The 25,920-nt window shown below is 72.8% G+C and carries 21 protein-coding genes and 1 pseudogene; 10 read left to right on the top strand and 12 right to left on the bottom strand.

The features are described from left to right. Window positions 1–35 precede the first annotated feature (35 nt). Complete coding sequence (locus AB0K25_RS02630; protein WP_363817958.1) at window positions 36–1,202, top strand: hypothetical protein; 1,167 nt, start codon at window positions 36–38, stop codon at window positions 1,200–1,202. 76 nt (window positions 1,203–1,278) lie between these two features. Further along, window positions 1,279–3,522: a chromosome partitioning protein gene (locus tag AB0K25_RS02625; RefSeq protein WP_363817955.1), complete on the top strand. Its 2,244-nt coding sequence runs from the start codon at window positions 1,279–1,281 to the stop codon at window positions 3,520–3,522. A gap of 72 nt (window positions 3,523–3,594) precedes the next feature. Here the strand turns inward: AB0K25_RS02625 and AB0K25_RS02620 are convergent, their stop codons facing one another. Next, window positions 3,595–4,023, bottom strand: coding sequence for a DUF3151 domain-containing protein (locus tag AB0K25_RS02620; RefSeq protein WP_219465550.1), 429 nt, complete (start codon window positions 4,021–4,023; stop codon window positions 3,595–3,597). A gap of 396 nt (window positions 4,024–4,419) precedes the next feature. Here AB0K25_RS02620 and AB0K25_RS02615 point away from each other — a divergent pair, with 396 nt between their 5' ends. Beyond that, complete coding sequence (locus AB0K25_RS02615; protein WP_208565317.1) at window positions 4,420–5,625, top strand: hypothetical protein; 1,206 nt, start codon at window positions 4,420–4,422, stop codon at window positions 5,623–5,625. Window positions 5,626–5,713: 88 nt separating this feature from the next. Here AB0K25_RS02615 and fbaA read toward each other — a convergent pair whose 3' ends face one another. Both fbaA and AB0K25_RS02605 read right to left on the bottom strand, forming a co-directional pair. Then, complete coding sequence (gene fbaA, locus AB0K25_RS02610) at window positions 5,714–6,736, bottom strand: class II fructose-bisphosphate aldolase (RefSeq protein ID WP_208565316.1); 1,023 nt, start codon at window positions 6,734–6,736, stop codon at window positions 5,714–5,716. A gap of 143 nt (window positions 6,737–6,879) precedes the next feature. Continuing rightward, window positions 6,880–7,263, bottom strand: coding sequence for a phage holin family protein (locus AB0K25_RS02605; RefSeq protein ID WP_208565315.1), 384 nt, complete (start codon window positions 7,261–7,263; stop codon window positions 6,880–6,882). A gap of 124 nt (window positions 7,264–7,387) precedes the next feature. Between AB0K25_RS02605 and AB0K25_RS02600 the strand changes: the two genes are divergently transcribed. The 7 genes and pseudogenes from AB0K25_RS02600 to AB0K25_RS02570 all read left to right on the top strand — a co-directional run. After that, the gene (locus tag AB0K25_RS02600) at window positions 7,388–7,600 is read left to right on the top strand and encodes a hypothetical protein (protein WP_219465549.1); all 213 of its coding nucleotides are present in this window, start codon (window positions 7,388–7,390) and stop codon (window positions 7,598–7,600) included. A gap of 103 nt (window positions 7,601–7,703) precedes the next feature. Continuing rightward, the gene (locus AB0K25_RS02595) at window positions 7,704–9,251 is read left to right on the top strand and encodes an LPXTG cell wall anchor domain-containing protein (protein ID WP_219465548.1); all 1,548 of its coding nucleotides are present in this window, start codon (window positions 7,704–7,706) and stop codon (window positions 9,249–9,251) included. 199 nt (window positions 9,252–9,450) lie between these two features. Continuing rightward, window positions 9,451–11,049, top strand: a complete 1,599-nt coding sequence (locus AB0K25_RS02590) for an LPXTG cell wall anchor domain-containing protein (RefSeq protein ID WP_363817950.1) — start codon at window positions 9,451–9,453, stop codon at window positions 11,047–11,049. Window positions 11,050–11,314: 265 nt separating this feature from the next. Next, window positions 11,315–12,754 carry a 3' terminal RNA ribose 2'-O-methyltransferase Hen1 gene (locus AB0K25_RS02585; protein WP_363817947.1) on the top strand — a complete coding sequence of 480 codons (1,440 nt, stop codon included), beginning with the start codon at window positions 11,315–11,317 and terminating at the stop codon, window positions 12,752–12,754. After that, window positions 12,751–15,264, top strand: coding sequence for a polynucleotide kinase-phosphatase (locus AB0K25_RS02580; protein WP_363817944.1), 2,514 nt, complete (start codon window positions 12,751–12,753; stop codon window positions 15,262–15,264). The genes AB0K25_RS02585 and AB0K25_RS02580 overlap by 4 nt, the downstream gene beginning before the upstream one ends. 253 nt (window positions 15,265–15,517) lie before the next feature. Then, complete coding sequence (locus AB0K25_RS02575; RefSeq protein ID WP_363817941.1) at window positions 15,518–17,077, top strand: LPXTG cell wall anchor domain-containing protein; 1,560 nt, start codon at window positions 15,518–15,520, stop codon at window positions 17,075–17,077. A gap of 182 nt (window positions 17,078–17,259) precedes the next feature. After that, a pseudogene (locus AB0K25_RS02570) lies at window positions 17,260–18,048 on the top strand (DedA family protein); the annotation flags it as partial. Between the two features lie 363 nt (window positions 18,049–18,411). Here AB0K25_RS02570 and AB0K25_RS02565 read toward each other — a convergent pair. From AB0K25_RS02565 to AB0K25_RS02525, 9 genes are all read right to left on the bottom strand, one after another. Next, window positions 18,412–18,789, bottom strand: coding sequence for a metalloregulator ArsR/SmtB family transcription factor (locus AB0K25_RS02565; RefSeq protein ID WP_007454255.1), 378 nt, complete (start codon window positions 18,787–18,789; stop codon window positions 18,412–18,414). Window positions 18,790–18,846: 57 nt separating this feature from the next. Beyond that, complete coding sequence (gene pyrE / locus AB0K25_RS02560; RefSeq protein WP_091252187.1) at window positions 18,847–19,386, bottom strand: orotate phosphoribosyltransferase; 540 nt, start codon at window positions 19,384–19,386, stop codon at window positions 18,847–18,849. Between the two features lie 167 nt (window positions 19,387–19,553). Continuing rightward, window positions 19,554–20,363, bottom strand: a complete 810-nt coding sequence (locus AB0K25_RS02555) for an SDR family oxidoreductase (protein ID WP_219465541.1) — start codon at window positions 20,361–20,363, stop codon at window positions 19,554–19,556. 9 nt (window positions 20,364–20,372) lie between these two features. Continuing rightward, window positions 20,373–21,029, bottom strand: a complete 657-nt coding sequence (locus AB0K25_RS02550) for a hypothetical protein (protein ID WP_363817936.1) — start codon at window positions 21,027–21,029, stop codon at window positions 20,373–20,375. Between the two features lie 73 nt (window positions 21,030–21,102). Continuing rightward, window positions 21,103–21,981, bottom strand: a complete 879-nt coding sequence (locus tag AB0K25_RS02545; RefSeq protein WP_208565306.1) for a hypothetical protein — start codon at window positions 21,979–21,981, stop codon at window positions 21,103–21,105. Between the two features lie 153 nt (window positions 21,982–22,134). Next, window positions 22,135–23,118 carry a hypothetical protein gene (locus AB0K25_RS02540; RefSeq protein ID WP_219470515.1) on the bottom strand — a complete coding sequence of 328 codons (984 nt, stop codon included), beginning with the start codon at window positions 23,116–23,118 and terminating at the stop codon, window positions 22,135–22,137. Window positions 23,119–23,152: 34 nt separating this feature from the next. Then, a complete protein-coding gene (locus tag AB0K25_RS02535; protein WP_363817933.1) occupies window positions 23,153–24,730 on the bottom strand; it encodes a polyamine aminopropyltransferase in 1,578 nt (525 codons plus the stop codon). Beyond that, window positions 24,727–25,479: a hypothetical protein gene (locus tag AB0K25_RS02530; protein ID WP_357532798.1), complete on the bottom strand. Its 753-nt coding sequence runs from the start codon at window positions 25,477–25,479 to the stop codon at window positions 24,727–24,729. Before AB0K25_RS02530 ends, AB0K25_RS02535 begins: the two co-directional genes overlap by 4 nt. After that, window positions 25,479–25,901 carry a DUF350 domain-containing protein gene (locus AB0K25_RS02525; RefSeq protein WP_219465535.1) on the bottom strand — a complete coding sequence of 141 codons (423 nt, stop codon included), beginning with the start codon at window positions 25,899–25,901 and terminating at the stop codon, window positions 25,479–25,481. The genes AB0K25_RS02530 and AB0K25_RS02525 overlap by 1 nt, the downstream gene beginning before the upstream one ends. Window positions 25,902–25,920: the final 19 nt, after the last annotated feature.

Genomic DNA, 25,920 nt, shown 5'->3' with positions numbered 1-25,920 from the left:
AGCAGGGGTTCGCGTCGAAGGTCAGGAGGCCCGGTTTGTACGACGTGGTGCTGCTCACCCTCGGCTCGGAGCGGGACGCTCCCGGTGGGGGCTGCGGCAGCGGCGACGGCTGCTGCGGCGGTGCTCCGCAGGCCGCCGGGCAACCGGCCGGAGAACGGACCGACCCGACCGCCGGGCAGACCCCCACGGGCCGTCCGACCGGTGGGCACGAGCAGACCGGGGCCGGTGGGCACGAGCAGACCGGGGCCGGTGGGCACGAGCAGACCGGGGCCGGTGGGCACGAGCAGACCGGGGCCGGTGGGCACGGGACGGAGCAGGGGCGCTGCGAGACGCCCCGGGTGCCGGTGCTGGCCTGTGCGGACGCGTTGACCGCCCGGGGTGCCCGGGTGGAGACGGTCGTCGCCCGTTCCGACGCCGAGGTCGACGAGGTGCTGGCCCGGCTGGACGCCCCGGCCCGCCCCGACGGCCTCACCTGGCCCGACCCGGACAGCAAGGTCCGGCTGGTCGTCGCCACCGCCACCGACGCCCAGTTGCGCGCCGTCGTGCGCCGCCTGGTCCGCCGGTACGCCCCACCGCCGAGCCGTCGCCCCGCCGAGTTGGCCGGCAACCGTACGGTGCCTGATCTGCCGCCGATCGGCGTACTCCCGCTCGATCCGGCCCGGGGTGGCCCGCACCGGGATCTGGCCGCGCAGCTCGGCCTGCCCCGGGACCCGGCGGCGGTGGCGGCGGCCGTGCTCGACGGCGGGGTACGCCGGCTCGACCTGCTGCGCAACGACGGCGGTTCGGTGACCCTGGACGGCGCGTTGCTCGGCGCGGCCGACGACTCGGGCCGGCCGCTGCACTGGCGTGGTCGGGTCGAGGTGGACGACGCGGTGCTCACCGACGGCGCGGACCCGATCCTGGCCTGCGCGATCGGCAACGCCGGCGGGTACGCCACCCTCGACTCGCTGCCGCTGCTCACCGCCGGCGACCCGACCGACGGTCTGGTGGAGGTCGCGGTGGCCGTTCCCGTGCCGACCCGCTCCACGTTGGGTAGGAAGAAGAAGATCCGCTACGAGGTACGTCGGGCCCGGGGCCGGGCGGTGGCCGTGATCCCCCGTGACGAACGGGTGCCGTTCCTCGACGACGGGGTCGAGGGCGAGTTGAGCCGGAAGCGTTCCTGGTGGACCGAGCCTGGGGCCTGGGCGGTCTTCACGGGCTGACCACCCACCCGCGTCCGTCACCCGGCGTGACGGCAACGGGACGGCCTATCCTCGGCGGGAGGAATGGGGAGGAGCCGTGGTGGACGACAACGCCGACCGGGCAGGACTGCCCGGCCAGCCGCCGGTGCCGGAGCGGGACATCGAACCGCTCTGGCCGCCCGACCCGACCGAACCGGTGCCGCACTGGGCCGGTGAACCCCCGCCGGTCTTTCCGCCGACGGCGTACCCGTCGCTCGCGGCGGAGGTGACTCCGACGCCGGCCGACGGTGGTTGGGCCCCACCCGGTGACGGTTGGACGCCCGCCCACCCGGAACCGACCCCCACCCCCGCCCTCCCCCCGAGGTACGACGACCCCCCGGGGTACGACGACCCACCCGGGCGGGCGGCGACGGGCCGGGCCGGGCGGGTGGACATCGACCTGCCCTTCTCGCTGGACCCGTCGCTCGCCGGCCCACCGGTGCCGCCGCCCGGCCCGGCCCGGGGGGCAGCTCCGTCGGCGCCCACGGACCCGCCCGACGGCCCACCCCACCCCGCCCCGCCGTCCCCGGCGCGTAACGCGACCGTCGTGGCGCACGGCACTGACCCGACCGAGTGGAATCTCGGCAGGTTCGGGCCCCTCCAGCGGCCGAGATCCGCCCCGGTCCAGGAGCCCGGACCGGAGGCGGCGGCAGTCGTGGCGGCGGTGCCGGCCCAGCCCGCAGGCCGAGGCGAGTCGCCCTGGGCGCTGCCGCCCCAGCGACTCGCGGTCGGCGTCGAGGAGTCGGCCCCGACCGCTGCCGGACCGCCGCCGAGGCCCACCGCCCCCGACGCGGATTTCGGCCCCACCGGACCCGGACCCGGCCACACCGCCGCATCCGATCCGGCCCACCCCGACCCGGAGCACCTCAGCCCGACCTTCCCCGAGCCGGAGCACCTCAGTCCGACCTATCCCGGCCAGGAGCACCTCAGCCCGCCCCATCCCGGCCCGACCTATCCCGGCCCGGAACGCCTCGGGCCGGAGCGCCACGCGGCGGAGGAGGCCGGTCCGGGCGCGCTCGACCCGATCGCCTCCGCGCCGGCCACGCCCGGACCGGCCACCCACGGCCAAGGGTCGACCGGACCCGCAACTCCCGGACCCGCCGCCCACGGCCCCGGACCCGCCGCCCACGGCCCCGGACCCGCCGCCCACGGCCCCGGGCCGACCGGACCCGCAACTCCCGGACCGATCCGGCCCGGGGTGACGGGTCCCGGGGAATCCGGTCTGCTGCCCGGACCGCAGGTGCCCGGCGGGTGGCACCGGTCGTCGTGGCCGGAGCAGCCCCCGCCGGCCGGGACGGCACCGGCCGCCGGGCCCCCGGCGGCCTATCCCGACCCGGCGGGCTACCCGGAGCTGGGCTGGTCACCGGACAGCGGGATCGCGCCGACCGCCGAGGACTTCGCCCGCCGTCGGCAGATCCGGCCGGCCGAACCGATCGCCACGATGGGCGTACGGGCCGTGGTCAACCGGATCGGCCTGGTGAAACTCCCACCGGGGCAGCACGAGCAGGAGGTGAAGCGGGACATCGAGATGGTGCGCCGCAACTTCGGCGGGCTGCGCCAGGTGACCGTGGTCAACCCCAAGGGCGGCGCCGGGAAGACGGTGGCCATCCTGCTGCTCGCCATGACCTTCGGGCAGAAGCGCGGCGGTTACGTGCTGGCCTGGGACAACAACGAGACCCAGGGCACCCTGGGGATGCGGGCGCAGCAGGACTTCCACTCCCGGACGGTCCGGGACATGCTGCGTGACCTCGGGCAATTCCAGGGGCCGCACGGCCGGATCGGGGACCTGTCGCAGTACGTCCGCTCGCAGGGCGAGGGGATGTTCGACGTGCTCGCCTCGGACGAGTCGGCCACCGGGGGCGAGATGCTGACGGCGGCGGCGTTCGCCGAGATCCGCGAGGTGGTGAGCCGGTTCTACAAGCTGATCTTCGTGGACACCGGGAACAACGTCCGGGCGCAGAACTGGCAGGCCGCGATGGACGCCACCGACCAGTTGGTGGTCACCATGTCGGCCCGGAACGACTCGGCGGAGACGGCCGCCCGGATGCTCGACCACCTGGAACAGAGCGGCCGGCACCGGCTCGTCCGGCAGGCGGTGACGGTGGTGTCGATGCCGCCGTCGCGCAAGGAGATCGACCTGCCGGCCATCCAGGAACACTTCGCCGCCCGGACCAGGGCGGTGCTGCTCGCACCGTACGAGCGGCTGATCGACACCGGTGAGCCGATCCGGTACGGCGGGCTCTCCTCGGCCACCCGGGACGCCTGGCTGAAGATCGCCGCAGCGGTGGCCGAGGGGCTCTGAGCGGCCCCGCGACCGTCGGCACCGGCCCACCCCGAACGGACCGTCCGGGGCGGGCCGGCGTCGACCGGACGGTCAGGCGCCGGCGAGGGCGTCCCCGGCCGCCGGGTCGCAGTCGCGGAGGAACTGGGCGCACCGGGCGGCCTCGTCCGCCTCGCCGATCTCCCCGGCGGCCCGGGACAGGACGTAGAGGCAGCGCAGGAAGCCCTGGTTCGGGGCGTGCGACCACGGGACCGGGCCGTGCCCCTTCCAGCCGCTGCGCCGCAACTGGTCCAGGCCACGGTGGTAGCCGGTGCGGGCGTACGCGTACGCGGCGATCACCTGACCGCCGTCGAGGGCACGGGTGGCCAGGGCCGCCCAGGCCGCGCTGTGGGTGGGAAAGCGGGCCGCGACCTCGGCATACGCCTCGTCGGTGCCGTGCTCGGCGGCGGTGGCCAGCGCGGCGTCCGCGTCGTCGTGCGCGGGCAGGAGGGTGGCCGGAGGCTCAGGCAACAGGTTCTGCATCGCCCCATTCAACCCGCTTCGCCCTGCACCGCGCGAGGGGGTCGGACGCATACGGTGGCTGAACGGTGGAGGTCTACGTCACGCCCGGGACCCCGTCGGGTGAACCCTCGGCCAACCGTACCGGCCCTGCGGTCGTACCGGCGACCCGCGCGGCTCGGACGATCCACCCCAGCGGTCCCGCCGGTCGGCCCTGCGGCCCATGCCGCACGAAGATATTTTCCACTACAACTATTGGTCCGGAGCCTCCCCAGGACCCGGTTACGCAGGAGCCCGGCGACCTCGGTCGCCGGGCTCCTGTCGTCGGTGCCCCGGCCGCCGCGCGGCGGGTGCCCCGGCCCGCCGGATGCCGGCCCCGGCCGCCGCGCGGGGGTGGCGGGGTGGGGGCAGGATGGCGGGGTGCCGACCCCACCTCCTGCGGACGTCATCGCGCCGCACGACACCAGTCATGACGAGATCGAGACCCGGGCCGAGTTCGACAGGCACCTGGTCGCCGGCAGCCTCGCCGGGTTGACCGTGCAGGGGCTGCGCCTCGACCTCGATCCGGTTCCGGACCTGACCGCCACGGAGGTGACCGGGACCCTCTTCGTGGGTTGCCGGTTCGCCGGCCGGGAGGTCGGGGCCGACCTGGTCCGGCGCGGGGCGAACGTGGTGCCGCCCTTCTCCGGCCTGCCCTACCCGACCCAGCCGGCCCACCTGTACACCCCGACCGACCTGGCCGAGGGGTTCGCCGACGGCGGGTTCGCCGGGATGTACGACACCCGGGTCTACGAGCACTTCCGCGCCCACGGTGGCGCCCTGCCCGACGTGAAGGAGGCGCTCGGGCAGCGGTTGCACGACCACGGGGTGGACAACGCCCTGGCCGACGCGACCCGGACCTGGCTCGCCACCCACGGGCCGCAGTCGGTGGTGGGGGTGATGGGTGGGCACGCGGTGCCGCGCGGCAGTGTGCCGTACCGGATGGCGGCGGTGCTGGGCTGGGAGCTGGCGCGGGCCGACCGGCTGGTGGTGACCGGCGGCGGCCCCGGGGTGATGGAGGCGGCCAACCTGGGCGCGTTCCTGGCGGCCTGGCCGGCGCGGGAGTTGGACACCGCGATCGACCTGCTGGCGGTGGCCCCCGACTTCACCGATCACGACCGGTACACGGCCGCCGCGCTGGCGGTGCGGGACCGTTACGTCGCCACCGTGCCGCAGCAGCGCGGCCCCGGCCTGGACTGGGCCCGCTCCGGCGGGCTGGCCATCCCCACCTGGTTGTACGGCCACGAGCCGGCGAACCTGTTCGCCGGGCGGATCGCCAAGTACTTCTCCAACGCCATCCGGGAGGACACCATCCTGCGGCTGGCCCGGGGCGGGATCGTCTTCGCGCCCGGCCGGGCCGGCACCGTGCAGGAGGTGTTCCAGGCGGCGACGAAGACGTACTACGGCACGGACGGCGCGAGCGGGGCGTACGTCTTCCTCGACCAGGCGTACTGGACCCGGGAGTTGCCGATCGAGTCGCTGCTGCGCCCGCTGTTCGCCGGGTCGCCGGCCGGTGACCTGTCCGCCAGCATCCACCTCACCGACGACGTCCACGAGGCCGTCCGGGTGCTCACCGCGACCGGCTGACGGCCGTCCCGGCCACCGTCGTGGCCGGGCTCCGACGGCGACGGCCGGCTCCCGTGGGGGAGCCGGCCGTCGACGGGGTACGTCAGGGTCACTTCATCCGGGTGCCGGTGGAACGCAGGTGCTCGCACGCCTCGATGACCCGGGCGGCGAGACCGGCCTCGGCCAGCTTGCCCCAGGTACGCGGGTCGTACTGCTTCTTGTTGCCGACCTCGCCGTCGATCTTGAGGACGCCGTCGTAGTTGCGGAGCATGTGGTCCGCGACCGGCCGGGTGAACGCGTACTGGGTGTCGGTGTCGATGTTCATCTTCACCACGCCGTAGTCGAGCGCCTCCCGGATCTCCTCCAGCAGCGAGCCGGAGCCGCCGTGGAAGACCAGGCTGAGCGGCTTGTCCTTGCCGTACTTGGCGCCGACCGCCTCCTGGATCTGGTTGAGGATCTCCGGCCGGAGCTTGACGTTGCCCGGCTTGTAGACGCCGTGCACGTTGCCGAAGGTCAGCGCCGCCATGTAGCGGCCCTTCTCACCCAGGCCGAGCGCCTCGACCATGGCCAGGCCGTCCTCGACGGTGGTGTAGAGCTTGTCGTTGATGGCGTTCTCGACGCCGTCCTCCTCGCCACCGACGACGCCGACCTCGATCTCCAGGACGATCTTGCCCTTGGCGGCCTCGTCGAGGAGCTGGGCGGCGATCTGCAGGTTCTCCGCCACCGGCACGGCCGAGCCGTCCCACATGTGCGACTGGAACAGCGGCTCCTGGCCGCCCTTCACCCGCTCCTGGGAGATGGCCATCAGCGGCCGGACGAAACCGTCCAGCTTGTCCTTCGGGCAGTGGTCGGTGTGCAGCGCGATGTTGACCGGGTACTTCTTGGCCACCTCGTGCGCGTACGCGGCGAACGCCACGGCGCCGGTCACCATGTCCTTGACGGACGGGCCGGACAGGTACTCGGCACCACCGGTGGAGACCTGGATGATGCCGTCGCTCTCCGCGTCGGCGAAGCCCTTCAGCGCCGCGTTCAGGGTCTGCGACGAGGTCACGTTGATCGCGGGGTACGCGTACCGGCCGGCCTTGGCCCGGTCCAGCATCTCCGCGTAAGCCTCGGGGGAAGCGATGGGCATGTGAAAAGCTCCTTACTTACCGCTCTCGGCCGCGCTGGCCGCTGACTTCCATCGGTGCGCCGGACCGCGCTGTCCACCGTCGGCAGTATCCCGCAGGAGGCGACGGCGGGCACCACCGCCCCGGTGGCCGTCCACCGGTCGGCTCACCGGCGCTCCCACCGGTCCGGTACGGCGACACTGATCAACCAGGTCACCACGGCCATCACGATGGCCCCCCAGAAGGCGGCCCAGAAACCGTCCACCCGGAACGGCAGGTCGAGGGCGCGCGCGAGCCAATCGGTCAGCATGAACAGCAGGGCGTTCACCACCAGCGCGAACAACCCGAGGGTGAGCAGGTAGAACACGCAGCCGACCACCTTGATCACCGGCTTGAGGACCGCGTTGACGACGCCGAAGATCAGCGCCACCACCAGCAGGGTGAGCGCGGTGTTCGCGCCGTTGCGCCCGGTGACGTCGACCCCGGGCACGATCAGCGTGGTGACCCACAGCGCGATCGCCGTGATCACCAGTCGGATCAGGAAGCCCACCGACCCATCCTGACACCACCCGACGTCCCCGGTGGGACGTTCCCGCGTTCCCGCGCCCACCGGGCGACCTGCGCCACCAGCCCGTACGGTGGGGTGGACAGGCCGCCGGCACCAGGGAGGGACGATGGGTCAGCCCCACGAGGACTTCACCCCGAGCGACCACCTCGACCCGCAGGAACGCGACCTGGAGGCCGAGCCGGCCGACGCGGTCGAGCAGGCCGCCGTGGTCGGTCCGGACGAGACCGACGCGGAGCCGCACCGGGGCCTGGAGGTCGACGACTGGGACGCGATGGAGCAGGCCCGGGTGGTCACCGCCGACGAGGACGACTACCGCTGACGGTGCGGGCCGACCGACGTCGTCCCGGCGTGGCGGGGCAACGCGGAGTGTGACCTGCGTGAGAGGCTAAGCACTTTCCGTCACCCGCCGGGAGGTAGTCCTCATGCTTCGGCACCACCTACGGCGCTGGTTCGCCACATTCGTCGCCGTCGGCGTGTTCGTCGGCACGGCCGCCACCCCCGCCCTGGCCGTTGGCGCGTTCGTCTCCGCCGCCGCGCCGGCCGCAGCCGGCGCGGTGAAGATCGAATCGCGGGACCTGCTGGTCGCCCCCGGGCACGGCACCTCGGGTCAGGTCCGCATCGACATCACCTACCTTGCCGAGGGCGAGCCTTTCCACCTCGGCCTGGACCTGTCCGAGCTAGACAAGGTCGGCCGCCTCACCACCTCGGGCGACGGCTGGAGTTGCGCCCAGCCCGACAGGCACCTGCGCTGCACCGCCAAAAAAGGCAAGGCGGCCATGTCGAACGAGTTTCCCACCCTGTTCTTCCAGATCGACGCCCGGTCCGACGCGCCGTTGGACACCCGGGTCGAGCTTCGCTTCGACGTGACGTCGTCCGCGGCCAGCGGCACCCGGACCACCACGGTGACCGTCGTCGAGGGGGTCGACCTGCAGACCGCACCGAAGGCGGAGCTGAGCGTCGAACCCGGCGACCTGCTCGACGTCACCGGCACCGTGCGCAACGCCGGCCCCGGACCCCAACGCGGTGTCGTGCTCACCATGGATCCGGACTGGCTGTTGACGTACCGCGACAACTTCCGCAACTGCCGGTGGAGGGAGGGCACCCCGCTCGTCTGCCGTTTCGACACGGAACTCGAACCGGGCGTCACCTACCGCCTCTCGGATCCGCTGCCGTTCAGGGTGAACCGGATCGCCCGCAGCGGCCTGGTGCTGACCAACCGGCTCCAGTGGTGGACCACCGACGACTGGGCGCTGGTCGAGAACGATCCGACCGCCCCGAAACCGCCCGACACTCCCGGCAACGGCATCGAGCTGCGCCTGGTCGCCCAACCGTCCGCGGCACGGACCGATCCCGCCGTCCGGAACAGCTGGACCGACGTCCGGGTGACCATCACCGGCGACCGGACGGCGGACGCCGCCGCCGTGGGCGACGAGGCCCGGGTGCGGGTCGGTGACCGGGTGAAGATGACGATCGGCTTCCGCAACCTGGGGCCGACGACCGTGGAGACGTGGCGGGAACAACCCCTGGTGCAGGTCGACATCCCGGACGGCCTGACGGTGGTCGACATCGTCTGGGATTGCTACCCGGTCACCGACGGGAAGTGGAACGGTGGCGACATAGGCGAGCCCGGTGCCCGGTCCTACGGGTGCGGTGGTCCCGGGGACTTCGCCGATGCCGGGGAGACCTTCTCCTACGCATTGACGCTGCGCGTCGACCGGCTGACCCGACGGACCGCCGGGGCGGTGACCACCGCCCTCGACGGTGACACCGATCACCGCAACGACCGGGCGGAGATCGTGTTCCTGCCGGCCGCCGACGGCAGTGCCGGTGGGGAACCGGACGGGGACGGTTCACTGCCGATCACCGGCAGCGCCGCCGCATCTCTCGCCGCGCTGGGTGGGGGGCTGCTCATTGCCGGCCTCGGCGGCTACCTGGTGGCCCGCCGTCACAGGACCCGCTTCGTCGCCTGATCCTCCTCCACCATCCGAGTCCCGTCGGCGACCCGGTCCGGCGGGTCGCCGCAACCGTCCACGGACCCGACCCGGCCGTTGTGTCGGTTCAGCCGGCCGTTCGGCCCATCTCTGGACCCGCGCGGCAGCACGGGCAGCACGGGAAGCGCGAGATCCATAGGATTCGCAGGCTTCGCTGCTCACCCACGGGAGGAAATCCATGATGCTCAAGCACTCGACCCGGCGCTGGCTCGCCGGGCTGAGCGTGGCCGGAGCATTCGTCGCCGCCTCGGCCACCCCGGCGTCGGCCGAGAGCGCAAAGGTCAATCTTGGCATCTACTTCGATGACACGACCGTCGCACTCGGCTCCGAAGGCAAGACGAACTCGCCCACGCTGCACAGCTCCGTGCCGGCCGTCCTGCGCGGCCTGAGCGTGCGCTACGACTTCGCCGGGCTCAGCGCAAAGGTGACGGTCAAGCCGGAGAGCGTGGGCAGCGGTGACTGCACCTCGCCGCAGCAGGGCGTCCTGGTCTGCACCGACCCGTTCGAGGTCGAGCTCGATGAGTGGGGCATCGGCGGCTACTTCAACGTCGTCATCGCACCGACCGCCGACGCCCAGGACGGCGACAGCGGCGACCTCAAGGTGACGGTCAGCGCGGACGGTGCCAAGTCGGCCAGCCACACCGCCAAGGTCCGGGTCGGGGAGGGTGTCGACCTCGCCGGCGGCACCGAGGTGACGCGGTCCACGGCCCCCGGTGGGAGTTTCACCGCCCCGCTGACGGTGCAGAACGTCGGGCAGAGCACCGTCAAGGGTGCCGTGGCGGTCTTCGACCACGACCGGGCCATCCGCCCCGGCAAGAAGTACAGCAACTGCACCTACGAGGGTGACCAGCTACGCACGTGCAGCTTCACCGACCTCGTCGCGGCTCCCGGTGAGAGCTGGACCGCTGACGCCCCGTACCTGCTCGGCAAGGACGCCTACGCCCCGGGCCGCAGCTACGGCTACCACAACTGGATGACGGTGGCGGAGTTCGAGGACTTCACGACGTACCTGGCGCATCTGGACATCTCGATCGGCAAGCCCGGTGACGGCGGTGAACTCAGCCTGGGCAAGGGCGGCAACCGCCGGGGTCTCCAGTCCGACACCGACCCCTACAACAACTGGTCCAGCGTGGTGGTCAAGGCCACCGGTAAGAACGGGACGGACCTGGCCGCGATCGGCAGCTCGGTGAAGGGCAAGGCCGGTGAGGTGGTCAATGCCACCATCGGCGTCCGTAACGACGGACCGGCGTCGCTGGACTTCAGCCGTAGCGGCACCCCCGTCACGAAGGTGGACGTCGTCGTGCCGACCGGCACCACCGCCGTCGAGGTGCCCGACACCTGCATGCCCTTCAACGATGGCGACGCGGACTGGTCGGAGGCCGGCACGCCCGGCGCCAAGGCGTACCGCTGCCTCCCGGACACCTACCTCGCCGTGAACGAGAAGCAGACCTTCTCGTTCGACCTGCGGATCGACAAGGTGGTCCCGGACGCCGCAGGCACCGTGACGATCAACGCCAAGTGCGCGTGCGACGGGTTCACCGAGGACACCAACGCGGCCAACGACGTCACGAAGCTGCTCGTCAACGCGACCGGCCCCGACGGCGGCACGGACGGCCCCGGCGGGGGTGACGGGGGCGCGGGCGCCGGTGACGGTGGCCCGCTCCCGATCACCGGCAGCTCGACGGCCCTGGTCGGTGGGGTCGGCGCACTGCTGCTCGTCGCCGGTGCCGCCGGCTACCTGGTGGCCCGCCGCCACCGGACCCGCTTCGTGGCCTGATCTCCGCTGCACCTTCGACGCCCCGTCGACCCGCCCGGGTCGGCGGGGCGTCGCGTTCCACCGCCCGCGCACCCGACCGGGCCGGACCGCCGGGCGTTGCGCCTCGCCGCCCGCGCACCCGGACCGCTGCGGCCCCGGGGAGCTGCGGCCCCGGAGAGCTGCGGCCCCGGACAGCTGCGGCCCCGGAGAGCTGCGGCCCCGGGGAGCTGCGGCCCCGGGGGAAATGAGGACGACGCCGGATCGGCCACGCTGGGATCATGGGCGCGTGCTGCTCACCCTGACCACCACCCACCGGCCGGCGACGGATCTCGGTTTCCTACTGGTCAAGCACCCCGACCGGGTGCAGGAGTTCGACCTGCCGGCGGGCACCGCGCACGTGTTCTACCCGGAGGCGACGGAGCAGCGGTGCACGGCCGCCCTGCTGGTCGAGGTCGATCCGCAGCGCCTCGGGGTGGGGCGGCGGCGGGCGGCGTCCACCCCCGAGAGTTTCACCCTCGGGCAGTACGTCAACGACCGTGCCTACGCCGCGTCGAGCCTGCTGTCCTCCGCGCTGTCCACGGTGTTCCGCTCCGCGCTGCGCGGGGTGTCCCGGGACCGCCCGGAGCTGGCCGGCACGGCGATCCCGCTGAGCATCCGGGTGCCGGTGCTGCGTTGCCGGGGCGGTGCGGAGCTGGCGGTACGCCTGTTCGCCCCGCTCGGCTGGACGGTCACCGCAGCCCCGCTCCCGCTCGACGAACAGCACCCCGAATGGGGTGACAGCCGGTACGTCGACCTCTGCCTGACCGGCACGGTCCGCCTCGCCGACGCCCTCAACCACCTGTACGTCCTGCTGCCGGTGCTGGACGACGCCAAGCACTACTGGGTCGCCCCGGACGAGATCGACAAGCTGCTGCGGGCCGGGGCGGGCTGGTTGGCCGACCACCCGGACCGGGTGTTGATCACCCGGCGTTACCTGGCGCACCGGCGGGCGTTGGCCGGGCAGGCGATGGCCCGGCTGGCCGAGTTGCGGCTGGCCGACGTACCCGTGCCGGACGACAGTGTCGACGAGGCCACCGGCCCGGCGGACGCCGACCCTGGGCGGGCGTCCCTGGCGGTGCGGCGGCGCGAGGCGGTGCTCGCCGCGCTGGCGGCCAGCGGCGCGAGCCGGGTGGTGGACCTGGGGTGTGGCGGCGGTGCGCTGCTCACCGCGTTGCTCGCCGACCGGCGTTACACCGAGGTGGTGGGCGTGGACGTCGCTCCCCAGGCGCTGACCGTGGCCGCCCGTCGGCTGCGGCTGGACCGGCTGCCCCAGCGGCAGCAGGACCGGGTCCGGCTGTGGCAGTCGGCGTTGACCTACCGGGACGACCGGTTGCGCGGCTATGACGCGGCGGTGCTGATGGAGGTCGTCGAGCACCTGGACCCGGCCCGGCTGCCCGCGTTGGAGGATGCCGTCCTGGGTCACGCCCGGCCGGGCACGGTCGTGGTGACCACCCCCAACGCGGACTACAACGTGCGGTACGAGGGGCTGCCGGCGGGTCGGTTCCGGCACCCCGACCACCGGTTCGAGTGGACCCGTGCCGAGTTCGCGGCGTGGGTCGACCGGGTGGCCGCCGCGCACGGCTACACGGCCACGATCAGCGGGGTCGGCGACCACGACCCCGAGCTGGGCCACCCCACCCAGCTCGCCGTCCTCACCGCCGTGGGCAGCCAGGAGGCGACCCGATGACCACTCTCGACATTCCCGAGCTGGCCCTGGTGGCGTTGGTCGGTGTCTCCGGCTCGGGCAAGTCCACCTTCGCCGCCCGGCACTTCGCGCCCAGTCAGGTGCTCGCCTCGGACGCGTTCCGGGCGATGGTCGCCGACGACGAGAACGACCAGTCCGCCTCCGCCGACGCGTTCGGGGCACTGCACCACGTGGCGGGGGTGCGGCTGCGGCGGGGCCGGCTCACCGTGGTCGACGCGACGAACCTCCAGCCGCACGCCCGCGCCGGGCTGGTGGCGGTGGCCCGGGAGCACGACGTGCTGCCGGTGGCGATCGTGCTGGACGTGCCGGAGGCGCTGGCCTGGGAACGGACCCGGGCCCGCACCGACCGCACGCACGGCCGGCAGGTGCTGGCCCGGATGCAACGTGACCTGCGCCGGTCGTCCGGGCAGTTGGCCCGGGAGGGGTTCCGCACAGTGCACGTGCTGCGCGGGGTCGAGGAGATCGACGCCGCGCGGATCCGGCTGGAGAAGCTGTTCAACGACCGGCGGGAGCTGACCGGGCCGTTCGACGTCGTCGGTGACGTGCACGGGTGCCGGGCGGAGCTGGAGTCGTTGTTGACGCGGCTGGGTTACCTGCTGCACCGCGACGACGCGGGTCGCCCGGTGGACGCGGTGCCCCCGGCTGGTCGTACCGCCGTCTTCGTGGGTGACCTGGTGGACCGCGGCCCGGACTCCCCCGGCGTGCTGCGCCTGGTGATGGGCATGGTGGCGGCCGGGCACGCGATCTGCGTGCCGGGCAACCACGAGCACAAGCTGCTGCGCAAGCTGCGTGGCCAGGACGTCAAGCTCACCCACGGCCTGGCCGAGACGATGGCGCAGCTCGACGCCGAGGACCCGGCGTTCGTGGCCGGAGTGGCGACCTTCATCGACGGCCTGGTCAGCCACTTCGTGCTGGACGGCGGCCGGCTGGTGGTGGCGCACGCCGGCCTGAAGGAGGCCTACCACGGCCGCGCGTCGGGCCGGGTCCGTTCGTTCGCGCTCTGGGGCGAGACCACCGGCGAGGTCGACGAGTACGGCCTGCCGGTGCGCTACCCGTGGGCGCGCGACTACCGGGGTGCGGCCACGGTCGTGTACGGGCACACCCCGACCCCGACGCCGGAATGGGTCAACAACACGATCTGCGTGGACACCGGTTGCGTCTTCGGCGGGAAGCTCACCGCGCTGCGCTACCCGGAACGGGAGCTGGTCTCGGTCGACGCCCAGCGGGAGTGGTACGCCCCGGCCCGGCCGCTGGTCAGCACCCCGACCCGCCCGGACACGGTGCTCGACCTGGCCGACGTGACCGGGCGGCGGCACCTGGAGCACGCCTACGGCACGCTGACCGTGCCGGCGGAGAACGCCGCCGCCGCGCTGGAGGTGATGAGCCGGTTCGCGGTGGACCCGGGCCGGTTGGTCTGGTTGCCGCCGACGATGGCACCCTGCTCGACGTCGACCGTGCCAGGGTTCCTGGAACACCCGGCGCAGGCGTTCGACGACTACCGGTCGGCCGGCGTGCAGCGGGTGGTGTGCGAGGAGAAGCACATGGGTTCCCGGGCGGTGGTGCTGGTCGAACGGGAACCGGGTCCGTTCGGCGGCGGGGTGGTGCACACCCGCACCGGCCGGCCGTTCTTCGGCCCGCCGTGGGACGGGGAGCTGCTGGACCGGGTCCGGGCGGCGGTCGGCACGGCCGGGCTGTGGGACGAGTTGGGCACCGACCGGCTGCTGCTGGACTGTGAGCTGCTGCCCTGGTCGGCGAAGGCGGGCGGGCTGATCCGCGAGCAGTATGCCGGGGTCGGGGCGGCCGGCCGGGCGGCGGTGCCGGCGGCGTTGGCCGCGCTGGAGGCCGCGAGCGCCCGCGGGTTGCCGGTGGACGCGCTGCGGGACCGGATGGCGGCCCGCCGGGCGGAGATCGAGGGTTACTCGGCGGCCTACCGGGCGTACGTGGCCCCCACCGAAGGGCTGCGCGGGGTGACCCTGGCGCCGTTCGCGGTGCTGGCCGGGGCGACGGTGACCTTCACCGACCGGGACCACGGCTGGCACCTGGCGTTGGCCGACCGGCTCTGCGCGGCCGACCCGGAGTTCTTCACGCCGACCCGACGGCAGGTGGTGGAGCTGGCCGACGAGGCGGCGGTGGCGACGGCCACCGAGTGGTGGTCGGCGCTGACCGGGGCCGGTGGCGAGGGGATGGTGGTCAAGCCGTACGCCGGTCCGGCGGCCCGGTCGGCACGCGGTTCGCTGCTGCAGCCGGGGATCAAGTGCCGGGGCCGGGAGTACCTGCGGATCATCTACGGCCCCGGTTACACCGCTCCCGACCAGCTCGCCGCGTTGCGTCGCCGCTCGCTGGGCCGTAAGCGGGGGCTGGCGCTGCGCGAGCACGCGCTCGGCCTGGCCGCCCTGGACGGGTACGCCGCCGACGTCCCGCTGTGGCGTCGGCACGCGCTGGTCTTCGCGATCCTCGCCTGCGAGTCGGAGCCGGTCGACCCACGCCTCTGACCGCCCGCCCCGGGCCGGGTGAGCGAACCCGGCCCAGGGCGGACAGCCCGGGGGTCGGGTCGGGCAGAGGGCGGGTCGGGCAGGGGGTCGGGTCGGGCAGAGGGCGGGTCGCAGGGTGGGTCGGGTCGTTGGGTGGAGTCGACGACCGTTCGGTCCATTCCGCCGACACCCGTCGTCGCGGGGCGGCCCGACCGGGACTGATTCCGTAGGCTGCGACAACCGCCCCAGCCCTTCCTCAGGACAGGATCCACTGATGCGCAAGCACGCGACGCGTCGTTGGCTGGCCGGACTCGGTGTGGTGGGCGTGTGCGTCGTCGCCTCCGCCGCTCCGGCCCCGGCCGCCCCCGCCAGCCCCGGAGCTTCCCCCGATGTGGGCACGGTGGCCGGGTTCACCACCTACGCCAACAACATCACCCTCGCCCCGGGCGGTCCGGGCAAGGACGTGTCCCTCAACGTGCTGGGCGACCGGCTCCCGCTTGAGTACACCGCCACCGTGGACTTCGGCGCCGTCGAGGCCTTCGCCGACGTACGCAATCCCTCAAGCCGTGCCTGCACCCGCAAGGGCACCGTCCTGACCTGCTCGGCCATCGACAACGACAGGTCGAACCTGCTGCTGATCCCGGTGCTGCCGCGCCCCGGGGCCGAGGTGGGTCAGGAGGGCCGCATCCGGATCACCGTGACCAGCCCTCAGACGGGTACGAGCACCACCGCCTCGACCGTTCTCATCGGCGAGGGGGTCGACCTGGTGGCGGGTCCCGCAGTCACGCTGACCGGCGGTCCCGGTGCCACGGTGCCGATGAGCCTGTCGGTCGGCAACCGGGGGAAGGAGACCGCGCGGGGCGTGGTGCTCCTCGTCTCGGCCGCGTACGGGCTCACCCCGTCGAAGCGCTACCAGAACTGCCGTTACGGCAGCAAGGGTGGGTTGGTGCATTTCACGCCGAACCTGTTCGCCTGCACCTTCGACGATGAGATCGCGCCGGGCCGGGCACTCCGGGTCGACGGCGGCTTCGGTGTCACCGTGCCCCGTGACGTCTCGGCGCCGAACATCCAGCCCGGCACCGCCACCTGGTTCACCGCGCAGGACTGGGCGGACGCGCAGCCCAGCTACACGCTCGACCAGCAGGGGACCGGCGGTGTGCTGCGGCTGGAGTCGACCGGTACCCGCCTGCCCGGCGGCACGTCCCGGGCAGCACAGACCGACGTCAGGCCGACCGACAACGAAACCGCCGTCGAGTTGACCGTCACCGGCAACCAGCGGGCCGACCTGGCGGCAGACGAGGTGCGGATCACCGCCAGGGTGGGCGAGACCGTGCCGGTCAAGATCGGTTACACCAACCGGGGACCGGCCTCGTCGTCCAACGGCGGTCGCGACTTCTACACGGTCGTCACGATGACCGTGCCGAAGGGTGTCACCGCCGTCAAGGCACCCAAGAACTGCCTCGACGCCGACATCCAGGACGAGGAGGGCGGCCGGCCGGGTGCCCGCGCCTACCTCTGCTACCAGTACGACGTCATCCGCAAGGGTGGGAAGGTCGCCCTGCCGTTCTCGTTCCGCATCGATCGGGCGGGCGCCCTGACGGGCAAGGTCGAGCTGAGCAACGGCCCGGTGGGCGCGAAGGACCTCGACCCGAGCAACGACACCGCGAAGATCCTGGTGAATCCCGCCTCGGGTGGTCAGGGTGGCGACGACGGCTCGTTGCCGATCACCGGCTCCCCGACCGGCCTGGTGGCCACCGTCGGTGGTCTGTTGCTGGTGGCCGGGGTCGGCAGCTACCTGGCGGCCCGCCGCCGCCGGTCGCACTTCGTGGCCTGAGCGGGCGCACGTCGTGGCCTGAGCAGACGCGGGTGGTCTGGGCGGGTGTGCGTCGTGGCCCGACCCGGGCGCGTCGTGGCCTGGGTGGGGCCGCGTCGCGGCCCGTCCGGGCGGGCCCGGGGTGAGATCACGGTCGAAGGGGCGCGTGCCGCGACCGACGCTTCGCGGGCTCGGTATGGTGTGTGGCCGTGGACACAGGTGAGAAGACGCGGGTGGTCGCCGAGACGGTCGCGCTGAATCCGCTCGACCCCAAGGATCTGCTCCAGACCTTCGGACTGGTCGGCGTGTGGGTGATCCTCTTCGCCGAGACCGGTCTGCTGGTGGGGTTCTTCTTCCCCGGCGACTCGCTGCTCTTCCTGGCCGGGGTCGCCGCCTCGCCGGTGGCCGATGCGATGTTCGGCGACGGCACCCGGCTCTCCCTGGTCGGGCTGCTGATCGGTGGGCCGATCTGCGCGATCGTCGGGGCCCAGCTCGGGCACTGGCTCGGGGCCCGCTACGGCCGCCGGATGTTCGAGCGCCCCAACTCCCGACTCTTCAAGAAGGAGTACGTGGAGAAGGCGGAGTTCTACTTCCAGAAGTTCGGCCCGGCCAAGGCCGTGGTGCTGGCCCGGTTCATCCCGATCGTGCGGACGTTCCTCAACCCGGTGGCGGGTGCGCTCGGCATGCCGGCGAAGCAGTTCCTCCTGTGGAACGTCGTCGGGGCGATCCTCTGGGTCGACGGCATCCTGCTGATCGGCTACCTGCTCGCCGACCAGATCTACAACGCCATCGGCGACAAGATCGACCGGTACATCCTGCCGGTGGTCGCGCTGATCATCCTGATCTCGGTGCTGCCGATCTTCTTCGAGTTCCTGCGCGACCGTAAGGCCCGTCGACGCGGTGAGGCCGTCGCGGTGGTCGCCGCCGCGAGCGCGGTGGGGGCGGTCGAGGCCGTCCGGGACGCCGTCGAGCACCACCACCCGCACCACGGGCAGCGGCACGGTGAAACGCAGCAGCACGGGCAGCAGCACGGTGAAACGCAGCAGCAGCCCTACGGCGGTGGGCAGCCCGGCCAGCCGCACGGCCGCGACCAGCAGTTCCCGCCGCAGACCTACGGTCAGCCCCAGCCGCCGCAGGACGGTGGGCGGTACCCGGAGCACGGTCAGGACCGCTGAACGCCGGGACGACGAACGGCCGGCCCTCGGGGAGAGGACCGGCCGTTGCATACGCGTACGCCACCGCGGGCACGGTGGTGGATCAGCAAACTGACCGGTGACGGAGAACCGTCACCACCCGATGACGCCACCCCTGGTACGCCATCGGACGTCACCCCCTGGTGGGGGCGACGGGTGCAGTCAGCGGGCCTTCTTGGTGGCCCGCTTGCGCGGCGGCGTGAGGAGGTCGGCGATCGTAGCGATCGCCGACGGCACCAGCCGGTAGTAGGCCCACACACCACGCTTCTCCCGCTCCAGCAAGCCGGCCTCGGTGAGGATGCGGAGGTGGTGGCTGACCGTCGGCTGCGAGAGGCCGAGCGGCGCGGTGAGGTCACACACGCACGCTTCGCCCTCGGGCGCCGACTGGATCAGGCTGAGCAGCCGCAGCCGAGCGGGGTCGGCGAGGGCCTTGAGGACCCCCGCCAGCCGCTCGGCGTCGGCACGTTCGATCGGCTCGCCGGCAAGCGGCGAGATCTGAGGCATGGTCATTTCAGCCAACGCAGTTCCCACGTATTCCATCCTTCCACCAGCAGCATCGATCCGCCTGCATATCAGCAGATCCGAATCGGCAAATTTTCACGCCACAAGGCCGAGGTCAGCCAACGTAAAGGCCGCCCGATACGGCAGTCCGGCGGCGCGTACGACGTCGCTGGCGCCACGATCGACGATAACCGCCACGCCCACGACCTCCGCCCCGGCCTCGCGTAGTGCTTCGACGGCCGTCAACACGCTGCCGCCCGTCGTCGAGGTGTCCTCCACCGCCAGTACCCGCCGGCCGGCCACCTCAGGACCCTCGATCCGCCGTTGGAGACCATGCGCCTTGCCGGCCTTGCGGACCACGAAGGCGTCCAGGGGTCGATCGGTCTCCGCGGCGGCGTGCAACATCGAGATGCCGATCGGATCGGCACCCAGGGTCAACCCACCGACCGCGTCGTAATTCCAGTCGGCGGTCAGCTCCCGCATCACCCGACCGACCAGGGGAGCGGCCCGGTGATGGAGAGTCACGCGACGCAGATCGACGTACCACTCCGCCTCCCGCCCCGAGGAGAGCACGACCCGGCCATGGACCACAGCCAGGTCAGTGATGAATTTACGCAGGTCGTCGTGGTCCCCCATGCCGATAGAGGGTACTGCGCAAGTCTGTGGGTCGTGTGTGCGGCCCACCCGGATCGGTCACCCGATCGACCGATGACTGGCGATGGACGGCTACGCTGCGCGATCGCACGGGCAGAGTTGTCGCAGGACAGCGGGCGGCCCGCGCGCCGTACCGCGCCGACGCCCGCTCACTCCCCGGCCGGATCGAGCTGCCCCCGCCGGTCCCGGAAGGCACCCCGCAACAACCGCCGCGGTACGTGTCGAAGGCTCGCGACGGCCAGCTTGTACTTCCAGTCCGGCACGCTGACCGTTTTGCCTTTCCGCAGGTCACGCAGGGCTTCGGCGACCACGTCGTCGGCCCGCAGCCAGATCCACCGTGGCATGCCGGACATGTCGATGCCGGTGCGCTCGTGATAGCCGGTGCGGGTGTAGCCGGGGCAGAGCGCCATCACGTGCACGCCCGCCACCCGGGTGGATTGCCCGATCGACTCGCTGAAGCTGGTGACCCATGCCTTGCTGGCTGGATAGGTGGAGCCCGGCATCACCGGGCCGAACCCGGCAACCGAAGAGACATTTATCACTGCCCCATCGCCGCGTTCGATCATTGGCCCGAGCGCGGCGAGAGTGAGCCGGAGTACCGCGTGCACATTCAACCGGAGCAATTGGGTCTCGTCGGCGACGGTGGAACGCAGAAACGGCCGACTGAGGCTGAGCCCGGCATTGTTGACCAACAGGTGCACCGGGTCGCCCGTGGTCAGTCGCCGTTCCACCCGGGCGCAACCGTCGTCGGTGGACAGATCGGCCGGTACGACCTGGACCTGGTTGCCGTACCGGCCGGTCAGTTCGGCGGCGGTCGCGTCGAGCCGGGTGGCGTCCCGGGCCACCAGGATCAGGTCCCAGCCCTCGGCGGCGAGTTGGCGGGCGAACGACTCACCGATGCCGGCGGTGGCACCGGTGATCAGCGCGCGGCGGCCCGGAGCCGGTCGGTCGGCGGTCACGGTTGCTCCTCAACGGGGCGGCGGCACCGGCGGAACGGCACCGGGGTCAGGCTCGGACGCCGGGGTGAACGGGGGCGGCCCGGAGCCGGGGCCCATCGGGCGGCGGGTGGCGAACCAGGTGCTCGCCGCCGGCAGCACCAGCAGCACGGCCACCACAAGGTAGCCGAGGGCCTGGCCCACCGAAACCCCCGCGTTCACCGGCACCCACCAGGACGGGTAGGCGTCGTCGAGGGTGCCGAACAGGTCGGCGACGCCCTGGTCCCCGCTGCCCAGCCGCAGCGGCCTGACCCGCTGGCCGACCAGCGCCGCGAGCGCGCACCCACCGGTGAGCAGGCCCAGCCCGCAGACCACCCAGACGCCGATCCGGGCCGCCCGACGACGGGCGAGCAGCCCACCGGCGAGGCCGACCAGCAGCAGCCCCACCAGCACCGTCAGCACCGCCGCGCCGACCGTGCCGAGCCGCAGCAGTCGGACCACGCCGTCGACGTCGCCCGGGTCGGCGGCGGTGTCGGCGGCGGCCACCCGGAACCGGTCGACGGTGCCGCCCAGGGCGAGCAGGGTGGTCACGGCGTAGACCCCGGCGGCGAGCGCCATCAGCCCGAGCAGCGCCGCCGCCGTGGTGACGACGACCGGCCGGCGGGCCGGCACCTGATCCGGGTACGACACGACGATTCCCTCCGGTAGGCGTCGGTGTGCAACCTACTCGGAGGGAATCGTCGGTGTCGCTGTTACGCGCCCGTCAGCTGCCGGCGGGGCGTTGCGGGTCGTCCGGGCCGCTGCCTCCGGCGGGCCGGTCCGGCTCCCCACCCGACGGCGGCTGCCAGGACTGGCCGTCGGACGGCTGCGGCTGATCCGGCACGCCCGGGGTGGACGCCGACGGGCCGGGCTGACCCGGGGTCGACGACGGTCCGGGGGCACCGGGCTGGCCGGGGGTGCCGGGCTGCGGGTAGTCCGGCGTCGCCGGGTAACCCGGGGTGGCCGGGTAACCGGGGGTGGCCGGGTAGCCCGGGGTGGCCGGGTAGGCGGCACCGGGAACCGGCGGCTCCCAGCCGCCCTTGGGCTTGCGGAAGAACTCGTTGGACTTCGGCAGGGCGAGCAGGATCAGCGCCGCCAGCAGGGCCAACAGGCTGAGCACGCCGAGCAGGGTGCTGACCGGGTTGTACCAGGAGGGCAGCACGGCGTTCATGCTGCGCTCCAACTCCTCGGCGCTCGGCGCGTTGCCGGAGCCGGAGCCGGCGGAACCGCTGAAACCGGCGGAACCGTTGACCAGTCCACCACCGACGCAGCAGACCATGATGCCGCCGACCACCCAGGTGGCGATCCGGCTGCCGTTCTTGCCCCGGTTGTTGAAGATCGCCAGGACGACGAGGGCCAGCGCGATCAGCAGCAGAATGGCGGACGCGGCGACGGCGAAGACCACGACGGCGGTGCCGAGCCCCTCGACCTCGCTCGCGGTCCCCTCGAACGCGTCCTCGAACGCCTGGCGGAGCTTGCCGCTGATCGCGAGGGTGAGGATCAGCCCGATCAGTTGGAGCGCCGCAAAGAACATCAGCAGATAGCTGGAGAGCGTCACCAGACCCGGACGGGTCCGGGCGGGCGTGCTGTGGGAATCGACCATGATTCTCCTTCCTAGATCACCGCACCACGGTAACGTCCGCAGTCCCGTCGTACCGGCTACGACGGAGCCGTACCCGATGATCGACCTGCCGAATCATCCATCGGCCGGGCGCGGGGCCGCGACCGAAGCGGATCAGGCGGGCGCTTCCCCGGGTCACGACTCGCGTACCAACCGGCGGTGTTCGGCGGTCACCACACCGAGCAGGAGCAGGTCCACCGCCAGCCCGGTCACCGCGCCGAACTGGTTGACCGTGAAGTTGAAGATCTGCCCGAACAGCAGGTCGACCAGGAGGGCCAGCTTGAACAGCCGGAACGCGGCCCGCCGGTCGTTGCGGAGCAGGAACGCGGCGCGGATGCTCAGCACCCCGGCGACCACCGCCGAGGCCGACACCCCGAGCACCGCGCCCCACTCGCCGAGCTGGTCCAGCTCGCCGGTCACCCCCTCGGTGGTGACCGCCACCACCGTCGCCACCGGCTCGATGACCAGGTAGGCCACCACCAGCAGGACCACCCAACGCTGGGCGGTCAGCCGGAGCAGCGCGCCGCGCAGCCGGGCCACCCAGGGCTGCCAGAACCGCCGTGGCGGTGGTTCCCGGCGCGGCACCACGTCCAGCAGCGCGGAGACCGCCGACTCGACCTCCGGGCCGGCACCCCGGACCAGCCGCAGGGTGGCCACCCTGCGCCGGTCGGTCAACCCCCGGCCGACCCCGCCGACGATCACGTCCAACGCGTTCGCCACCCGTTCGCCGGGGGTCAGCCGGATCCGTTCGCGCAGCGCCTGGGTGATCACCACCAGCAGGGCGAACACGGCGTAGATGATCCCGGCGGCCGGCCGGTAGAAGTAGTCGGTGCCGGCGGTGACGAACTTGCCGACCTCGTCGATGAACAGCCCGAAACCAACCCCGGCGAGCACCGCGCCGGCCATCCGGGCGGCCCCACCGAGGAAGATCAGCGCGACGCCCAGGCCGACGGTCATCAGCAGGCCACCCCAGAGCACGTGCGCGATGTGCAGGCCGCCGCCGCCGAGCTGCGGGTAGCCGGTGGCGTGCAGGAACGCCCGGGTGACCAGCACCGTCGCCACCCCGGACAGCACGAACGCCTGCAGGTACGCCGCAGCGTCCACCGCACGCGGTGGCAGCCGGCGGCGCAGCGACGGTGACATCAGTCCGAGGCTAGTAGCCGCGCCACTCGCTGCGGGCGTAGTCGAGCACCCTGGGCCGCAACAGGGTGGAGGAGGGCACGTCCAGGCGGCCCCGGTCGGCGGGGAAGGCCGCCGCCGCCCGCAGCACCCCCGGGTCGAGGAAACGCAGCCGGGGCGCGTCGGCCGGTAACTCCAGGGGCGGCGGGGTCCCGCCCGGCGCGGCGAGCACGAACCCCCAGTCACCGAACGACGGCACGTCGACGTGGTACGGCACGGTGGCGAAGCCCGCCTCGCGTACCGACGCCTCGATCGACCAGTACGACCGGGGCGCGAAGTACGGCGACCCGGACTGCACCACCAGCCGGGCGCCCTCGGCGAGCACCGAACGGATCAGGGCGTAGAACTCGACGGTGTAGAGCTTGGCGGTGGCCGTCTCGTCCGGGTCGGGCAGGTCGGCGACGACCACGTCGAAGCGTTCGCCGGCGGTCCGCAACCAGCCGAAGGCGTCGGTGTTGAGCACCCGGACCCGGGGGTCGTCGAGGGAACCGCCGTTGAGCGCGCGCAGCTGCGGCTCGGAGCGGGCCAGCGCCACCACCGCCGGGTCGAGGTCGACCACGGTCACCCGGCGCACGTCCGGATAGCGCAGGATCTCGCGGACCGCGAGACCGTCGCCGGCACCGAGGACCAGCACCTCACCGCGCGGGCCACGCATCGCCGGGTGCACCAGCGCCTCGTGGTAGCGATATTCGTCGATCGAGCTGAACTGGAGATCGCCGTTGAGGAACAGCCGCAGGTCGGTGACGGAGTGGCCGACCTCGCGAACCGACCGGGTCAGCACGATCTCCTGGTAGCGGGAGCGTTCGGCGTGCACCACCGGGTCGCGGTAGAGCTGCTGACGGCTGGTCACCTCGAAGTCGGCGGCGGTGACCCAGGCGTACCCCAGGCAGAGGGCGACCACCACGGAGCCGGCGCCCAGCACGAGCCGGGCCCGGCGGCTCAGCTCGGCGCGGAACACCGTGCAGACCAGGGCCAGGCCGGCCACCGCGTTCACCGCGCCGACCACCAACGCGCCCTTGAGCTGACCGAAGACCGGGATCAGCAGGAACGGGAAGGCGAGCCCGCCGAGCAGCGCGCCGACGTAGTCGGCGGCGAACAGGTCGGCGACCGCGCTGCCGGCGGCCTGCTCCCGGATGCGTTGCAGCATCACCATCAGCAGCGGGATCTCCGCGCCGATCAGCAGACCCAGCACGAACGCGGTGCCGACCAGCGCCGGGCCGTACAGGTCGAGCCAGGCGAACGCGGCGTAGAGGCCGAGCACCGACAGGCCGCCGAGCAGGGCCAGGGTCAGCTCGATCACCGCGAACGCGGCGGCGGCCCGGGGCTGCAACGGCTTGGCGACCAGCGCCCCGATCCCCATCGCGAAGACCATCACGCCGAGCACGATCGACGCCTGCCCGACCGTGTCGCCGATCAGGTAGCTGCCGAGCGCGACCAGGGCCAACTCGTACACCAGGCCGCAGGCGGCGCAGACGAAGACCGCGAGCAGCACCGACGCGCGGGCCCACCGCCAGCGCGGCCGGACCGCCGGAGTGTCGTCGACCGTGGTCACCGCGCCCCCCGGAAACGCCCGGCCGGCGTCGCCGCCCGCTGCCGGCCGCGCTGGACGAACCCGACGGTGATCAACAGGACGGCGACCAGCAGCAGGCCGGCGGCGGCCAGCACCGTACCCCAGCGGTCCCGCCAGAAGTCGCTGCCGGTGTCCGGCAGCGGGGCCGCCACCGCGCCGGGGTCGGCGGTCGGGGTGGCCGCCGGTGGTGCCGCACCCGTCTCGGCGACCAGCAGCGGCAAAGCCACGGCGGCGCGGCAGATCGCCCAGCCCGGGTCGTCCACGAAGACGTCCTCGTGCAGGCCGAACCGGGTCAGACCGGTCTGCACGGCGTAGAGGTCGGCCCGGGAGAAGTCGCCCGAGCCGGTCACGGTGATGGTCGCCGAGTCGCTGCTCTCGCTGCTCTCCGCGGTGTAGGTGATCCGGGCGCGGACCTGCACCCAGCGCGGGCAGCGGTCGTCCTCCTCCACCGCCACCCCGTCACCCAGGTTGGAGCCGACGCTCACCGGCGAGAGGAACGACTCCTCCAGCCGCCAGCCGTAGCAGATGCCCTGGCTGGCGGTCGCCTGGGCGAGCAGCGGCACGGTGTCGGCGCGCTCGTCGGCCGCCGGGGCGGGGACGTCGGTGCCGCCGGAGTCCCGGTTGAATAGGCTACTGCCCACGCAGACCACCACGACCAGGCCGAGGACGATCCAGACGACCCAGGCACCCGCGTTCTGTTTCGGCTTCGCCGGCTGCTTCGCCGTGGTCATCAGCTGATGGCGGCGGCGATGATCGCGCCGGTGGCGAGGTGCACCATCGCCGACACCCAGACCGCCGGGTGCGGCTGCTGGTCGACCAGCAGCGTGCCCAGCTTGCCCGGGGTCAACGCGTCGAGCAGCACGAACGCCAGGGCCATGATGACCAGGCCGACGATCCCGTACGCGGCGGAACCGACCAGGCCGAGCAGGAAGTCGTCCTCACTGGCGGCGATCGCGGCCACCACGATGATGCCGACGCCGGCCAGGTTCGAGGTGAGCAGCAGCGCGGCGTTACGGTTGCGTTCGGTCCAGATAAGCTCGTGGAGCTTGCCCGGGGTGGCCACGTCCACCAGCACGTAGCCGACGGCCATCAGGACGACACCGACCACCCCGTAGGCGAGGGTGACCAGCAGGTCGGTGACCAGGTTCTGCACAGCGTGCTCCAGGGGTTCG

Source organism: Micromonospora sp. NPDC049257, from assembly GCF_040678915.1.
Taxonomy (GTDB): domain Bacteria; phylum Actinomycetota; class Actinomycetes; order Mycobacteriales; family Micromonosporaceae; genus Micromonospora; species Micromonospora antibiotica.
Note: the sequence above shows the minus strand (reverse complement) of the source record. Positions and strands in the feature narration are given on the sequence as shown.

Bases quoted from the DNA above. Each gene is read 5' to 3' on its own strand.
- AB0K25_RS02620 (WP_219465550.1), bottom strand. From the start codon at position 4,023: ATGCAGAACCTGTTGCCTGAGCCTCCGGCCACCCTCCTGCCCGCGCAC.
- fbaA (WP_208565316.1), bottom strand. From the start codon at position 6,736: ATGCCCATCGCTTCCCCCGAGGCTTACGCGGAGATGCTGGACCGGGCC.
- AB0K25_RS02600 (WP_219465549.1), top strand. From the start codon at position 7,388: ATGGGTCAGCCCCACGAGGACTTCACCCCGAGCGACCACCTCGACCCG.
- AB0K25_RS02595 (WP_219465548.1), top strand. From the start codon at position 7,704: ATGCTTCGGCACCACCTACGGCGCTGGTTCGCCACATTCGTCGCCGTC.
- AB0K25_RS02590 (WP_363817950.1), top strand. From the start codon at position 9,451: ATGATGCTCAAGCACTCGACCCGGCGCTGGCTCGCCGGGCTGAGCGTG.
- AB0K25_RS02580 (WP_363817944.1), top strand. From the start codon at position 12,751: ATGACCACTCTCGACATTCCCGAGCTGGCCCTGGTGGCGTTGGTCGGT.
- AB0K25_RS02575 (WP_363817941.1), top strand. From the start codon at position 15,518: ATGCGCAAGCACGCGACGCGTCGTTGGCTGGCCGGACTCGGTGTGGTG.
- AB0K25_RS02565 (WP_007454255.1), bottom strand. From the start codon at position 18,789: ATGGAATACGTGGGAACTGCGTTGGCTGAAATGACCATGCCTCAGATC.
- pyrE (WP_091252187.1), bottom strand. From the start codon at position 19,386: ATGGGGGACCACGACGACCTGCGTAAATTCATCACTGACCTGGCTGTG.
- AB0K25_RS02545 (WP_208565306.1), bottom strand. From the start codon at position 21,981: ATGGTCGATTCCCACAGCACGCCCGCCCGGACCCGTCCGGGTCTGGTG.
- AB0K25_RS02530 (WP_357532798.1), bottom strand. From the start codon at position 25,479: ATGACCACGGCGAAGCAGCCGGCGAAGCCGAAACAGAACGCGGGTGCC.